Source organism: Marinobacter sp. AL4B (assembly GCF_019916045.1).
GTDB lineage: Bacteria > Pseudomonadota > Gammaproteobacteria > Pseudomonadales > Oleiphilaceae > Marinobacter.
On sequence record NZ_JAILWZ010000009.1, the window covers coordinates 305,713 to 321,081 of the forward strand.

Annotated in this window: 14 protein-coding genes; 4 read left to right on the forward strand and 10 right to left on the reverse strand. The window is 54.0% G+C overall.

What is annotated here, in order from left to right:
- Window positions 1–194: 194 nt before the first annotated feature.
- The 6 genes from kdsA to K5L82_RS02030 form a co-directional block, all read right to left on the reverse strand.
- The gene (gene kdsA / locus K5L82_RS02005) at window positions 195–1,040 is read right to left on the reverse strand and encodes a 3-deoxy-8-phosphooctulonate synthase (RefSeq protein WP_223132971.1); all 846 of its coding nucleotides are present in this window, start codon (window positions 1,038–1,040) and stop codon (window positions 195–197) included.
- Between the two features lie 2 nt (window positions 1,041–1,042).
- Window positions 1,043–2,671 (reverse strand): CTP synthase, encoded by a 1,629-nt coding sequence (locus K5L82_RS02010; protein ID WP_133005178.1) that lies wholly within the window; start codon window positions 2,669–2,671, stop codon window positions 1,043–1,045.
- 88 nt (window positions 2,672–2,759) lie between these two features.
- On the reverse strand, window positions 2,760–4,103 hold the full coding sequence (tilS, locus tag K5L82_RS02015; RefSeq protein ID WP_223132972.1) for a tRNA lysidine(34) synthetase TilS: 1,344 nt from the start codon (window positions 4,101–4,103) through the stop codon (window positions 2,760–2,762).
- Window positions 4,087–5,040 (reverse strand): acetyl-CoA carboxylase carboxyl transferase subunit alpha, encoded by a 954-nt coding sequence (gene accA / locus K5L82_RS02020; RefSeq protein WP_133005176.1) that lies wholly within the window; start codon window positions 5,038–5,040, stop codon window positions 4,087–4,089. The genes tilS and accA overlap by 17 nt, the downstream gene beginning before the upstream one ends.
- Window positions 5,041–5,142: 102 nt before the next feature.
- The gene (gene dnaE / locus K5L82_RS02025; RefSeq protein WP_133005175.1) at window positions 5,143–8,625 is read right to left on the reverse strand and encodes a DNA polymerase III subunit alpha; all 3,483 of its coding nucleotides are present in this window, start codon (window positions 8,623–8,625) and stop codon (window positions 5,143–5,145) included.
- Between the two features lie 2 nt (window positions 8,626–8,627).
- Window positions 8,628–9,119: a TlpA family protein disulfide reductase gene (locus K5L82_RS02030; RefSeq protein WP_262492463.1), complete on the reverse strand. Its 492-nt coding sequence runs from the start codon at window positions 9,117–9,119 to the stop codon at window positions 8,628–8,630.
- Between the two features lie 67 nt (window positions 9,120–9,186).
- Here K5L82_RS02030 and arsC point away from each other — a divergent pair, with 67 nt between their 5' ends.
- The 4 genes from arsC to K5L82_RS02050 are packed head-to-tail and all read left to right on the forward strand — an operon-like array spanning window position 9,187 to window position 12,397.
- Window positions 9,187–9,540 carry an arsenate reductase (glutaredoxin) gene (gene arsC, locus K5L82_RS02035; protein WP_133005174.1) on the forward strand — a complete coding sequence of 118 codons (354 nt, stop codon included), beginning with the start codon at window positions 9,187–9,189 and terminating at the stop codon, window positions 9,538–9,540.
- A gap of 24 nt (window positions 9,541–9,564) precedes the next feature.
- Window positions 9,565–10,170, forward strand: a complete 606-nt coding sequence (gene wrbA / locus K5L82_RS02040; RefSeq protein ID WP_223132973.1) for an NAD(P)H:quinone oxidoreductase — start codon at window positions 9,565–9,567, stop codon at window positions 10,168–10,170.
- 34 nt (window positions 10,171–10,204) lie between these two features.
- Window positions 10,205–10,564: a DUF2069 domain-containing protein gene (locus K5L82_RS02045; RefSeq protein WP_133005172.1), complete on the forward strand. Its 360-nt coding sequence runs from the start codon at window positions 10,205–10,207 to the stop codon at window positions 10,562–10,564.
- 27 nt (window positions 10,565–10,591) lie between these two features.
- Window positions 10,592–12,397, forward strand: a complete 1,806-nt coding sequence (locus tag K5L82_RS02050) for a GspE/PulE family protein (protein ID WP_133005171.1) — start codon at window positions 10,592–10,594, stop codon at window positions 12,395–12,397.
- On the opposite strand, the gene K5L82_RS02055 is transcribed toward K5L82_RS02050, so the two are convergent.
- Genes K5L82_RS02055 through K5L82_RS02070 form a run of 4 tightly spaced genes read right to left on the reverse strand, consistent with a single transcriptional unit; the run spans window position 12,398 to window position 15,347 of the window.
- Window positions 12,398–13,465 (reverse strand): DUF3080 domain-containing protein, encoded by a 1,068-nt coding sequence (locus tag K5L82_RS02055; RefSeq protein WP_262492464.1) that lies wholly within the window; start codon window positions 13,463–13,465, stop codon window positions 12,398–12,400.
- Between the two features lie 9 nt (window positions 13,466–13,474).
- Complete coding sequence (gene mtnC / locus K5L82_RS02060; protein WP_223132974.1) at window positions 13,475–14,167, reverse strand: acireductone synthase; 693 nt, start codon at window positions 14,165–14,167, stop codon at window positions 13,475–13,477.
- On the reverse strand, window positions 14,164–14,724 hold the full coding sequence (locus K5L82_RS02065) for a 1,2-dihydroxy-3-keto-5-methylthiopentene dioxygenase (protein ID WP_133005169.1): 561 nt from the start codon (window positions 14,722–14,724) through the stop codon (window positions 14,164–14,166). The genes mtnC and K5L82_RS02065 overlap by 4 nt, the downstream gene beginning before the upstream one ends.
- Window positions 14,721–15,347, reverse strand: coding sequence for a methylthioribulose 1-phosphate dehydratase (locus K5L82_RS02070; RefSeq protein ID WP_223132975.1), 627 nt, complete (start codon window positions 15,345–15,347; stop codon window positions 14,721–14,723). Before K5L82_RS02070 ends, K5L82_RS02065 begins: the two co-directional genes overlap by 4 nt.
- Window positions 15,348–15,369 lie beyond the last annotated feature (22 nt).

Below are 15,369 nucleotides of genomic sequence, written 5' to 3' on the forward strand. Positions count from 1 at the left end.
GGTGCTGGAGCAATCAACTGGAAGAGCCTGGCGAAAACCGCTACAAGCACATCCCTGTGCGCTTCTCTCCGGCCATCCATGGCCTACGAAATTTTCACCAGGCTCTTCCAGTCGATCGCTCTTCGAGCCCGTAGATTACCCTTAGCGTATCGGCGTCAGGAATATACGGGCTTTCAAAGTGCGGACACCGCCAATCAGGCGGTGTCTATAGGTTTAAAACTTTTTACCAGATCATCTACGGCTTTCACCCGCTGAAGGAACGGCTCCAGCTGGCTCAGGCGCAGTGCGCATGGGCCGTCGCATTTGGCTTGATCAGGGTCAGGGTGCGCTTCTAAAAACAAACCGGCGAGTCCTTGTGACATGCCAGCCAAAGCCAAGTCGGTCACTTGTGCACGGCGGCCACCAGCGGAATCCGCGCGTCCACCCGGCATCTGCAGGGAGTGGGTAACGTCGAACATCACTGGAACATCCATTGACTTCATGATGCCGAAGCTCAGCATGTCGACAACCAAGTTGTTATACCCGAAGCTGCTGCCCCGCTCACAGAGAATAATGTTGTCGTTACCCGCCTCTTCACACTTGGTGATGATGTGCTTCATCTCCTGAGGGGCGAGGAACTGGGCTTTTTTGATGTTAATCACCGCGCCCGTTTCGGCCATGGCAACCACCAGATCGGTTTGACGGCTCAAGAATGCGGGCAGCTGGATGATGTCGCACACTTCTGCGGCAGGTGCCGCCTGCGCGGGCTCGTGGACGTCCGAGATAATGGGAACACCAAATTTGCTTTTGATGTCCGCCAGTATCTGCAAGCCTTTATCCAAACCCGGGCCACGAAACGAATTCACGGACGAGCGGTTGGCTTTGTCAAAGGAGGCCTTGAATACGTACGGAATGCCCAGCTTGCTGGTTGCTTCCACGTAGGCTTCTGCAACCTCCATGGCCAACTCTGGTGACTCCAATACGTTCATGCCACCAAAAAGCACAAACGGCTTTTCGTTAGCGACTTCAATGCCAGCGACGTTAACCACGCTCTTCGCCATGCTTACGATCCTTTCTTTTTCGCCAACGCGGCTTCAACAAAACCTTTGAACAGCGGGTGGCCGTCGCGAGGTGTTGAGGTGAATTCTGGGTGGAACTGACACGCCACAAACCACGGATGATCGGGCGCTTCTACAACCTCGACCAGCCGGCCATCGGTGGAGCGGCCAGAGATCCGCAAGCCAGCTTCTTCCAGTTTTGGCAGATAATGATTGTTAACTTCGTAACGGTGACGATGGCGTTCACGGATGGTTTTCTTGCCGTAACAGGCCGCAATAGTAGAGCCGTCAGTCAATACGCAGTCCTGAGCGCCCAAACGCATGGTACCACCCAGGTCAGACGCTTCGGTTCGCTCTTCGGTGTTGCCGCTGGCGTCGAGCCACTCGGTTATCAGCCCAACAACGGGTGCCGGAGAGTGCTCACGAAACTCTGTGCTGTGAGCATCTGTCAACCCGGCCACATTGCGGGCGTACTCGATAACGGCCACCTGCATTCCCAGGCAAATACCCAAGTACGGAACCTTGTTTTCACGGGCGTACTGAACCGTGCGAATTTTACCTTCTACGCCACGCTCACCGAATCCACCGGGCACCAGAATCGCATCAGCAGACTCGAGCACTTGCGTGCCCTCACGCTCGATGTCTTCGGAGTCGATGTAATTGATATTGACCTTGGTACGGGTTTTGATACCAGCGTGCAGCAATGACTCGATCAGAGACTTATAAGCCTCCAAAAGCTCCATGTACTTGCCTACCATCGCGATGGTGACTTCTTGCTGCGGATTCATCAGGGATTCCACAACTTCGTCCCATTCGCCCAGGTCTGCTTCGCGGGCATCGAGATTGAAACGGTCAATAACCAGCTGGTCCAGCCCGTATTCGTGCAGCATGCGCGGAATCGCATAAATAGATTTGGCATCCTGCATCGGTATGACTGCGCGCTCTTCCACGTTGGTGAACAGAGCAATTTTCCGGCGAGAGCTGGCATCGACTTCATGCTCAGAACGGCACAACAGAATATCAGGCTGCAAACCAATCGAGCGCATTTCTTTAACAGAATGCTGAGTTGGCTTGGTTTTGATTTCACCAGCGGTAGCGATGTACGGAACCAGCGTTAAATGCATGAACAACGCACGCTGAGCACCCACTTCCACTTTCAGCTGACGACAGGCTTCGAGGAACGGCAGAGATTCGATATCACCTACGGTTCCGCCAACCTCAATCATGGCCACGTCAGAACCGGCAGCACCCTCGATAACGCGGCGTTTAATTTCATCAGTGATATGCGGAATCACCTGAACAGTGCCACCCAGATAATCGCCACGACGCTCTTTGCGGATGACTTCCTCGTACACCCGACCGGTAGTGAAGTTATTACGCTTGCTCATCGGTGTACGGATGAAACGCTCGTAGTGACCAAGATCAAGGTCGGTTTCAGCACCATCTTCAGTGACAAACACTTCACCGTGCTGGAACGGACTCATGGTGCCGGGGTCCACGTTGATGTACGGATCCAGCTTGAGAATAGTGACCTTCAGGCCGCGTGCCTCCAGGATGGCTGCCAATGAGGCAGACGCAATACCTTTGCCCAAAGAGGACACAACACCGCCGGTGACGAAAATATAACGCGTCATGCAGATTCCATGATTATCTGGTTCGGTAAAGGGGGGAGATTGTTCATCTCAAGATGGGACATCAGACTACCAGAAAGCCCTCACCTACTCAATTAAAATCCCGTGCCACAATCAATCGCCAACCGCTTGCAGGGGCACTTCCCGAGTATTGGTCAGAACACCACAAATCGCCAACCGCAACCAACTCATCCCCCTCGCTACGCTGCCTGAAAACCAAGGGCAGCAAGGCTCTTTCCCAAGAAGGAACGCCTTGTTCTTGAAGCCACGTTTTCAGCGCTCGAGAGGGACCTTCGGGGTGAAATCTCACCCGCTCTCCGCCCTGCCTCGTAGATACCCGTATTGGCGGCGGGGGATTCTTTGAGGTAATTGCGGGAGAATCCGGTATCAAGCTGAGCTCCCAACCTCCCCATACCGACACTTTATTCGGGGAAAGACTGATTGGCCGCTCCGGTACCATTACATCGGGCACGAGATAGAGATAGTCTCGATACCGGCGCAGACTAAATCCGACACCTCGTATTTCCGGCGCACGATCCTCTGCCGCGCTCAACAGATCCGCAAGACCTTGATCCAAACTCGCGTTCGCGGGTACTTTGAAACGACGCAATTGCAGCCACCAACGCACCAGATTTCGCTGTTCGAGTGCGCTCAGCTCTCGTAACTCAGCCAAGATCAGCCGACCGTTATATGAACAAGACTGCCAGTGCAACTCAGCTAAGCGCTGATTTAACTCTGCGCTTTCCCTGCATGCACCGGCACTGTGCCCCATTCGCTTCAGCAAACTCGGCCAACGTTTTTTGAGATCGGGTATGATCGCATGGCGGAGAAAGTTGCGATCATACGCTTGGCTAATATTGCTCGGGTCTTCGACCCAGCGCAGCCCTGCACTACCAGCCACGTCTTGCAGCCGGTCACGACCAACCGCCAACCATGGCCGATACAAGCTCCCCCGCCCCAAGGTGCGGCTTGCCGGCATTCCGGCAAGCCCCCTCACTCCAGAACCTCGCAGCAACCGGAACAAGACTGTTTCAGCCTGATCATCACCATGGTGAGCCATCAGGATCAAATCGCCATCGCCCAAGCGCCGCTCGAAAACCTGATAGCGGGCGTTTCTTGCGGCCTCTTCCAAACCGCCAGCACCTGTATCGAAGACCGCGACATCAACGGGCTCAACCACAATAGGTACACCCAAACGCTCACAAACATCGCGACAAAACTGCTCTGTCTGCCGATGATTTGTTTGCAGTTGGTGATTGATATGTATCGCGGTCACATCGCAATGGCAGGACGCCACCACGTGGAGCAACAACGCCGAATCTAGACCGCCGCTAAAGGCGACCCAGAGACGGGAATGTTCGGGGAGCGTGTTAAGTGGCCTAAGTAGGTCTTTCGGCCAATCAACATGCCGGGCGGGATTACCGCCCGCCTTCATACTTGGTCAAACGCTCGTAGCGGCGTGCAGTTAACTCATCCAGAGGAAGACGGCATAACTCAGCCAAGCTCGCCTCCAGCTGTACTTTCAGCGTTGCAGCCATATTTTCGGGGCTCCGGTGCGCGCCCCCTAACGGCTCTTCGATCACGTTGTCGGCAACACCCAGCTCTTTTAGTCGATCGGCGGTCACACCCATGGCTTCTGCGGCTAGTGACGCATATTCAGCACTCTTCCAAAGAATGGAAGCGCAGCCTTCCGGCGAGATAACGGCGTAGGTTGAATACTGCAACATATTTAACTGATCGCATACGCCAATAGCGAGAGCTCCACCGGAACCGCCCTCACCAATGACCGTGGAAATAATCGGCGTTTTCAACCTCGACATCACGGCCAGGTTGAATGCGATAGCCTCACTTTGTCCGCGTTCTTCGGCTCCGATGCCCGGATAGGCACCCGGGGTATCAATGAACGTCAAAATCGGCATTTTGAACCGCTCTGCCATTTCCATCAGACGCAAGGCTTTCCGATAACCTTCCGGGCGAGGCATGCCAAAGTTACGCTTAACTTTATCACGCACTTCTCGCCCTTTCTGGTGCCCAATGACCATGACCGGCTGATTGCCCAAGCGAGCAGTACCGCCCACGATGGCGTGATCGTCTGCGTAGCGACGATCGCCGTGAAGCTCATCAAAATCATCAAAAATGAAATCGATATAATCCTGAGTGTAGGGCCGGCGAGGATGCCGAGCTAAGCGGGCTACATCCCAGGGTTTGAGATCAGAAAAAATACTCTCGGTCAGACTAACACTCTTCTTTTTGAGGCGACTGATCTCATCCGTAATATTGATATCGGTATCGTTACCAACCATTCGAAGCTCTTCAATTTTGGCCTCAAGGTCGGCGATCGGCTGTTCGAAATCCAGGTAATTAGGGTTCATGATGTTCCATCATTTGATTGCCAGGCGGGCAAATGCCCACCCAAACCAGAATTTGGGACAAAGATAGCAGTGCTTGCCGCGGAGCAAAAGCGGACATTGGTCTTAATCATAGACCAGTTCTACAGCTTGGTCGCCCACCAAATGCTTCAGCTCAAACAGAAGATCGTCATCCGGCTGCACACGCCAAGATTCTCCTAGCTCAATGCGGGTGCGGGCTTCTGCGCTACTATACTCAATCCATACCGGGCTGCCGTCGTTACGGAACGGCCGTAGCGTGTCATCTATTTTATCCAGTAGACCGTTTTGCAACTGATCAGCATGCAATGCTAATCGAATTCCTCGGCTGAACTGCTGACGCGCGGTAGCCACATCGGTGACCGAGCTCACACGCATCTTCATCTGCCCGGAGTAATCGTCGTGGCTGACCTGCCCTTCCAACACGATCACTTGATCCGACTGCAACAACTCCCTGTTTTCAAAATAGGCTTCCGAAAACAGGGTCGCTTCAATTCGGGCACTGCGATCGTCTAAGGTGATGAAGCACATGGTTGAACCTGTGCGAGTCTTCATCGTGCGCTGCGCCACCACCAAGCCCGCCACTCGTTGAGGGGACTTGTTGGGTTTTAGCTCCGAAATCGACGAACGCACAAAGCGGCGCACCTCTTTTTCGTACTCATCGAAGGGGTGGCCGGTAAGATAAATGCCCAGCGTGTCTTTTTCACCTTTAAGGCGCTGCTTTTCAGGCCATTCGCGGACACCAGCGACGTCGGCATACACCTCTTCGTCATCTCCGCCACCGAGCATTTCCCCGAACATATCCACCATGCCAACAGCATCGTTTCGAGATTGTTGACCAGCTTGCTGTATAGCCTTATCAATGCTGGCCATAAGCTGAGCCCGAGTCGCTCCGAGCTTGTCCATCGCACCGGCGCGAATCAACGCCTCCATGGCACGCTTGTTAACCTTCTTCAGATCAACCCGGCGAGCGAAGTCAAAGATATCCTGAAACGGACCCCCTTCTTTGGCTGCTGCAACCACGCTTTCAATAGGGCCTTCACCCAAACCTTTGATGGCACCCAGCCCGTAGACGACCTGGCCATCATCGTTAACAGTAAAAGTGTACTCAGAACGACTCACGTCCGGCACCAGCAGGTCGAGCTTCATATTCCGGCATTCTTCGACCAGCGTGACCACCTTGTCGGTGTTCTGCATATCCGCTGTCAGTACCGCTGCCATAAATTCAGCAGGGTAATGGGCCTTCATCCATAATGTCTGGTACGACACCAGGGCGTAGGCTGCGGAGTGAGACTTGTTAAAGCCATAGCCGGCAAATTTCTCAACCAGGTCGAAGATGTTCTCAGCCAGCGCTTTGTCGATGCCGTTTTCTTCACAACCATCGAGAAACAACGCTTTCTGCTTGGCCATTTCCTCGGGTTTTTTCTTACCCATCGCTCGGCGAAGCATGTCGGCGCCACCCAGGGTATATCCCGCCATGACCTGGGCGATCTGCATGACCTGTTCCTGATACAGGATAACCCCGTAAGTGGGCTCCAATACTGGTTTCAGGCCTTCGTATTGATAATCCGGATGTGGGTAGGACATCGGCTGCCGGCCGTGCTTCCGGTCGATAAAGTCGTCAACCATGCCAGATTGAAGCGGGCCAGGCCGGAACAGTGCTACCAGTGCGATCATGTCTTCCAGCGAGTCCGGTTGCAGCCGCCGAATCAGATCTTTCATGCCTCGTGATTCAAGCTGGAATACGGCCGTTGTCTCAGCCTTCTTCAGCATTTCGAACGAGGCTTTATCGTCCAGAGGGATCGTCGCTATATCGAGTTCCGGCTCCCCGCGCTTTTCCCGGCGCGGGTTGATCATGTGCAGAGCCCATTTGATGATGGTCAGAGTCCGCAGACCCAAGAAGTCGAATTTCACCAATCCGGCTTCTTCAACGTCACCTTTATCGAACTGGGTGACCAGGCTTCCGCCCTCGTCATCGCAATACAAGGGCGAAAAGTCGGTAATCTTGGTGGGCGCGATGACGACACCCCCGGCGTGCTTACCGGCGTTCCGGCAAACACCCTCGAGCTTGAGCGCCATTTCCCAGATTTCCTGAGCTTCTTCGTCTTGCTCCAGAAACTCTTTAAGCTGGGGCTCCTGCTCGATGGCCTTATTCAGAGTCATGCCTACTTCGAACGGAATCAGCTTGGAGAGCTTATCTGCCAGGCCATAGGACTTACCCTGAACTCGCGCCACGTCTCGCACCACCGCCTTCGCAGCCATGGTACCGAAGGTAATAATCTGGGACACCGCTTCACGGCCGTATTTCTGCGCGGTGTATTCAATGACCCGGTCCCGGCCTTCCATGCAGAAGTCGACGTCGAAGTCGGGCATGGATACCCGCTCCGGGTTCAGGAATCGCTCAAACAGCAAATCGTATTCAAGCGGATCCAGGTCGGTGATTAACAACACATAAGCAACCAGCGAGCCGGCACCGGAACCACGACCCGGCCCAACGGGCACCCCGTTGTTTTTGGCCCACTTGATGAAGTCCATAACGATCAGGAAGTAACCCGGGAACCCCATCTGGATGATAATGTCGAGTTCAAACTTCAAGCGTTCGTCATAGGCGGCACGCTTTTGATCGTAGTCCGGGTCATCCTTGCTCAGGATGGATTCCAAACGCATATCCAGACCTTCTTCCGACACTTTGCGGAAGTAGTCATCCATGGTCATGCCATCCGGGATCGGATAATTCGGCAGGAAGTACTCACCCAGTCGAACTTTTACCGAGCAGCGACGAGCAATCTCGACGGTATTTTCGATCGCTTCGGGAATATCCGAAAACAGTTCGATCATTTCCTCGGCGCTTCGCAGGTACTGCCGGTCACTGAACCGGCGATCCCGTCTCGGATCGTCCAAGGTGCGACTTTCACCAATGCACACTCGAGCTTCGTGCGCCTCAAAATCATCGGCGGTCAGGAAGTGCACATCGTTGGTCGCTACCACTGGCAACCCCATCTCAGCCGCCAGTTCAACACTCAAGTGCAAACAATCTTCATCACCGGCCCGGTCGGTACGCTGCAACTCCAGGTAATAGCTAGCGGGGTACAAATTTTTCCAGTACTGCGCACGCTCCCGGGCTAGATCCGGTTTTTCCGCCAGCAATGCCTTTCCAACGTCACCCATTTTTGCGCCCGACAAAGCGATCAAGCCGCCAGCACGAGCCTCCAACCATTCTTTTCGAACAATCGGTTTGCCGTATTTTTGCCCCTCGGTATAGCCCAAGGAAATAATTTCCGTTAGGTGCAGGTAGCCGTCGTTGTCACGCGCGAGCAAAGTAAGGCGGAACGGGTTTTCGGGCTCATCCGGGTTTTCCAACCACAGGTCAGCGCCCACGATCGGTTTTATACCTGCTCCCATGGTTCCCTGGTAAAACCGAACCAGCGAACACATGTTGGACTGTTCGGTAAGTCCAACGGCTGGCATCCCCAACTCAGCCACCCGATTGATCAGCGGCTTGACCCGAACCAGGCCATCCACCATGGAATATTCAGAATGTACGCGCAGGTGTACGAAAGTATTTGCCATGTTCAATTGCCGATCACTGTGCGAATGTCATCTTCGGTTTGCGGACCGAACCGAGTTTCAATCAGATCGCCGTCCGGGCTGACCACAAAAGTAGCCGGAAGGGCCATCGGTATATTCCAACCAAATTCTGGTGCGGGGTCTTTCGCCAACATGGTGTACTCAATCCCCATTCGTGCGCCGAGATCCTGCAGGGTTTCACCCTCTACACCATCGAAATTCACTCCCAACACCGATATGTCTGGTGCTTTGTCGAGCTGATTCAGTTCAGGGATTTCTTCAAGACAGGGCTTGCACCACTCAGCCCAATAATTCACCAACACCCATTGCCCGCGATAACTGTCCCAGCTTTTAAGGGTTCCATCGGCCTTTTCCATCTCCACTTTGCTACAACCGGACAGAGCCAACCCTACACTCAGCGCCAAGAACGCTAACCATTGCGGGCGATATAAAGACGAGGGGATTCGTGGAATGGACAAGTACCGAGGGTACTGCAAGGGATTTCCTCCTGTTAGACTACGCCCCAAATTAGACCGTAATCACGACTGTTAATCGAGCATGACCATGACAGAACAAACCCGCATTTTCCATAACCCACGGTGCTCAAAATCACGCCAGACCCTTGAGCTGCTTCAGCAAAAAGGCATCGAACCGGAGATTATACGCTACCTGGAGACGCCTCCGACAGAGCAAGAGCTACTACATATTCTTGACCTGCTAGGCTGTGAACCCCGGGAGCTCATGCGCACCAAGGAATCCGAATACAAAGAGCAGAGTTTAGACAGCCCGGAGTTGACCCGTGAGCAGTTGGTACAAGCGATGATAGCCACACCCAAGCTTATCGAGCGCCCTATCGTTCTAGCCAACAACAAAGCCGCCATCGGACGACCGCCAGAATCGGTGCTCGACATTCTTTAACGGAGCCCTCTCCAGGAGCCAGGCATGAGCCATCTCAGCCCTTATATTCTCGTTCTTTATTACAGCCGAAATGGCCAAACGGCTGAAATGGCCAAACAAATCGGGCGCGGCGTTTCCCGGGTAACCGGGCTGGAAGCGAAAATTCGCACCGTCCCCCCTGTTTCTCCGGATACGGTGGCCAGTCAACCTGCCGTGCCAGACACCGGCGCGCCCTATGCTACGCGAGAAGAACTGGCCAATTGTTCCGGCTTGGCTCTGGGCAGCCCTACCCGTTTCGGTAACATGGCGGCACCGCTCAAACATTTTCTGGATGGCACCGGAGATTTGTGGCTGAACGGTAAGTTAGCCGGCAAACCGGGAGGCGCCTTTACTTCAACAGGCAGCCTGCATGGAGGGCAGGAAACCACTCTATTAACAATGATGCTGCCTCTGTTACACCATGGAATGGTACTGTGCGGCCTGCCCTACTCAGAAAACGCGCTGAATGAAACCACCACCGGTGGAACGCCCTACGGACCTTCCCACTGGGCCGGTACAGGGGCAGAACAAGCACTCAGCGAACACGAACGAATCCTATGCCAAGCATTCGGCGAACGGCTGGCTCGCTTGGCTCAAAAACTGTCTGACTGACGCAGTCAACGACGTTAACTACTCGGACCCTTTTATGCTTCACAATGACAAAGCCAAATCCACCGCTCGTGTGACCAGCGGGCTCTATCTTGCCGTATTGGCTACACTGGTTCTGACAACGTTCTATCCGGCGCCGGTTGAGGGGGTTTCCATCGTTCTGATGCTTTCGGTCAAGCTGCTGCCTCTGCTGGCGTTTATAGTTCCCGTATTCCGCGGCCACAACCGCAGTTATATCTGGATGTCGTTTGTGCTGATTTTCTACTTCACCCAAGCGGTTGTTTCAGCGTGGCTTAGCGAAGGCGCTATCGGACCGGTCATCATGACGGCACTCACCTTCCTGCTGTTTACGGTTGCCATGATTCACCTGAAGGTGAACCGCCCGGTTAGCGCCTAATACACCCCACTTGAGAGGCAAAAAAGGATGGCTGATCAAACACTCGCAATGCCAGCACCGCCCCACCATCGCACGCTCACCCTGAGAGACGTGTGCACTGCGCTGGTTGAGAGCGAGGAAATCAGTCAGCAAGATGCGGAAAAGGTCCTCACCGCAAATTTGGGGGCAGCCTCAGAGGGCACGAACACAACGCCCAGGCACCCACTGGAACTGGTTGCCATTGCCGGCCTGAGCAGCCAGACCGACGGCCGTACGCTGGATCTGGACCGCTTAACCCATTGGCTTGCAACTTGGGGCCAGCAAGATTACTACCACATAGATCCACTTAAGATTGATACTCCGGCCATTGCCCGAGTCATGTCTTACGCCTTTGCTCAGCGCCACGGCATTCTGGCGGTCGAGATCACCGACGACGACGTGGTGATCGCCAGCAGTGAGCCGTTCAAACGGGAATGGGAAAGCAACCTTCGCCAAGCGGTTCGTAAAGACATTCGACGCGTTGTCGCCAACCCGGAAGCCATCCGCCGATACACTGTGGAGTTTTACCAGCTTGCAGCTTCTGTCAGCAAAGCCAGTGGCGGCGCGAAATCAGGGCCCGCCGGCAACCAAAACCTTGAACAACTACTAGACCTTGGCACCAGTGATAGCGCGGATGCCAACGACCAACATGTGGTTAAAATTGTCGACTGGCTGTTGCAATACGCCTTCGAGCAACGCGCATCGGATATTCACATTGAACCGCGGCGAGCCGTCACTCAGGTAAGATTCCGCATCGATGGCGTATTGCACAATGTTTACGAATTTCCGGAGCACGTCGGCACAGCCATTACCAGTCGCCTGAAAATTTTGGGCCGCCTGAACGTTGCCGAAAAAAGGCGCCCACAGGACGGACGCATAAAAACCCGAAAACCGGACAATCGAGAAGTGGAACTCCGCTTAGCCACCATGCCCACCGCCTTTGGCGAGAAAATGGTGATGCGGATTTTTGACCCGGAAGTCCTACTGAAATCGTTTGAACAGCTTGGTTTCAGTAAAGAAGACCGCAGCCGCTGGCACAGCATCACGTCACGCCCTCACGGCATTGTGCTGGTAACCGGCCCAACAGGTTCTGGCAAAACCACAACGCTTTACTCTACCTTGAAGCAGCTGGCCTCACCGGAACTGAATATCTGCACCATCGAAGACCCGATCGAAATGGTCGAGCCAGCTTTCAATCAGATGCAGGTACAGAACAACATTGACCTTACTTTCGCTCACGGCGTAAGAGCCCTTCTACGCCAAGACCCTGATATCATCATGATTGGTGAAATACGGGATTTAGAAACCGCCGAGATGGCAGTACAAGCCGCACTGACTGGTCATTTGGTGCTTTCGACACTGCACACCAATGACGCACCAAGCGCCATTACCCGGTTGATGGAATTGGGCATTCCACCCTACTTGATCCGAGCCACGGTGCTCGGTGTCATGGCACAACGCCTAACCCGGAATCTTTGTCCTCACTGCAAACAACCGGGCGAAGCCGACGAGCAAGCCTGGCAAACTCTGACCCGGCCATGGAAAGCCCCCGCGCCCCGGCAGTTCTTCCACCCGGTGGGCTGCCTGGAGTGCCGAAACACCGGATATATGGGCCGTTCAGGAGTGTATGAAATCATGACCCTGTCAGATAATCTGACCGGGCAGATAAATGACCGCTGCGAGCTCGAAGCGTTGAGGCGAGACGCCTACAAAGAGGGCATGAAATCACTCAGATTAAGCGGCGCCCAGAAAGTAGCGGCAGGACAAACCACCGTTGAAGAAATCCTTCGGGTAACGCCGGAAAGCCAGCGCTGATCAAGCTCCGGGTCGCAGACCACACTGGGCCAGCAAGTCCTGCCAATGACGAGTATGACGCATCATCGCTTGGTCCAGCTCTTTCCATAGACTTTCACTTGTTTCCTCGGAAAGGTGTCGGTCATACCATTGCTCAAAGGTATCCGGCATCACGGCCTTTTGCTGTTCCGCCAAACGGGAAAAACCGCGAATTAAGCTGTCTCGGGCCCGACTAACGCCACTCATATACGGCTGAACCTCGCCGATATACACCTTGAAAAAGAAACTCTGAACGATGTTGGATTGATTATTGGGCTTACCGTTCAAACACAGCGGCCGCTCTTCAAGCCTCGTCTTCAGCGTATCGGTGCCCGAGTTCAGCGTCGCAATCAACAAACGGGCGCTGTTAATCACCTGCCCCGCCAGAAACTGCGCTTGCCAGCGCTGGTGTATCTGCCCGAGATCATTCAACGGCACGTCCAACTGCTGGTTGTTCAAGGCTTTTACCATCTGGTTCAGCTGATCCAAGTCCAGAGCGAGATCGGTCAACAAATTCTGCTCGACCGCCACGGGGTAGTAGCCCTTTGACAAGGTAAACAGCTTTTCGATCTCTTCGGTGCCCCACGTAGCATTCCACACCGCAAGCGGTAGCGTCTGATGCTTGCTTTCAATGGCCTGCTCCAGCGTGGCCTGCAGCTCTTCGTCGTCAATCTGTCGCACACAACGTTTGGCGCTTTGGATAAAACGAATCTCATACCGTAATCGGTTGATTGGTTGCATAACCCGGCCCATCACCGAATTTCTTTCGCCCACCACGTATTGGAGCTCACAGCCATACAGAGATAGAAAATCGAGCATGCCCAGCTCCAACTCGGGAATGTGGAGAACACGATCACGGCGTTTGGGCAGGGTGGTAGCGGTGGGCAGATCTGAAGGCGGGGGTGCAACGGAGGTATCGAGCACCCGAGCCAGCCGGCTCAGGTACTCTTCCATCATCGGTTCGGCTCCAGTGAACGGATTACAACCCGCCAAAAATAGAAGAAGAACACCCGGAATCAGCCATTGTTTTCTTCTATCGCCGGGCATCATGTCTACCTCCTAACGTATGCGCAGGAGTGCATCAACCTCCGAAAAATCACGGGCAGCAAAACGATCGGTATCGGGCACGTCACCGTCCCGGATCAGCCAGGCTGTTTTCAAGCCCGCTTGTTCAGCTGCTTCGAGTTCGGCCTCCACATCCGACAGGAATAGCACCGACTTAGGGTCAACGCCAAGTTCAGACAAAATATTGTGATAGGATTGAGCTTCTTTTTTGCCCCCCACCGCGGTGTCAAAGTAGCCGGAGAAGAAAGGGGTAAAATCCCCTTCATTGCTGTGACCAAAAATCAGCTTTTGAGCTTTGACCGACCCGGACGAATACACGAAAAGCCGCAAACCACGGTCATGCCATCGCTGCAGATAGTCCGCCGCATCCGGATAGATATGCCCTTTCAATTCGCCGCTTCGGTAGCCTTGCTCCCAGATCATGCCTTGCAGTGCCTTCAGGGAACCTTCTTTACGATCTTCGGCAATCCAGTTTTGAAGAACATCAATCAACCCTTCGACATCTTTACTATCGACTCCGCTTTTTTCTGCCACGATCGCCAACTGCTCAGATACTGCGCGGGTAGTGTGGTGATGCTCCCGCACGAAGTCCGGCAGGTGTTTGCTGGCGTAGGGAAACAACTCGTCGTGTACGAATGAAATCGAACTGGTGGTGCCTTCGATGTCGGTCAAAATAACGCGGATCATGCCGTCACTCCTGCCAAGGCCTCATACCTTGGAATGCGTGTAGCAATGTCTTCGCCGGTAAAGCTGGCTACCCACCCTTCGGGATTGGTGAACAAGCGAATACAGGTGAATTCCGGCTCTGCCCCCATGTCAAACCAGTGACGGGTGCCATTCGGCACACTGATCAGATCGTTTTTCTGACACATCACTGCGAAGATCTGATCGTCAAAATGCAGATAGAACAACCCTTGGCCGTGTACGAAAAACCGCACTTCGTCTTCGCTGTGGGTGTGCTCGTCCAGAAACTTTTTACGGAATTCTGCCTTCTGGGGATGATCTGGAGTTAGGCTAACCACGTCGGCCGTCTGGAAGCCGCTCTCTTGTTTGAGCTGATTAATTTCATCGGCGTAAACCGCCAAAATTTGCTCTTGATCGGCGCCCGCCGAGAGATCACGGGTAGGCCAACGCTCAAAGCGGACACCATGCTCCTTCAGAGCGCTGCGAATCACTTCCGGGTCAGACGTGACCGTATGAGCGGTGTCGGGCTGGTTCTGGTTGAAAATGCTCAGAGTGGTCATCGGCAGACTCTCATAGTTTCAAGTTCACATTCAAAAAGGAATTCAAACGCTTCCACATGACGCAGGCAATCCGCCATAGTCTCGCCCCAGGTATAAAGACCGTGGCCCCGAATCAGATAACCGGGCTGCTCCGGATGATGCTGGAACCACTCTCGTGTTCGTTCCGCCAGCGCAGGAATATGCTGGGTGTTTTCAAAGACTGGAATTCTCAACCGGCCGTCGTGACTCTCTACGCCGGGAAACGCCTTCTGCAGCTCATACCCTTCCACCTCGAACGGCGCGCCGGCTTCAATCAATCGACTTAATACTGTCGCCTTTACGGAGTGCGTATGCAATACAGCGCCGACATCCGGATAGATTTGGTAAAGAACGGTGTGCAGGAGGGTTTCAGCAGAGGATTTCGCCGTGCTCTGGACAGGGTTTCCGTTAAGGTCCACTACCATGACATCGTTCGTGGAGAGCTGACCCTTATGCCGTCCCGAGACAGTAATAGCAACGTGGTCGTGATCCAGACGCGCGGAATAGTTGCTGCTGGTGGCAGGTGACCAGCCTCGGTCGTAAAGAAAACGCCCGGCATCAACAATAGCCTGAGCCGCTGTGGCGTATTGGGTAACATCAAACATTGGCTCACTCCCGGTTAGAGTT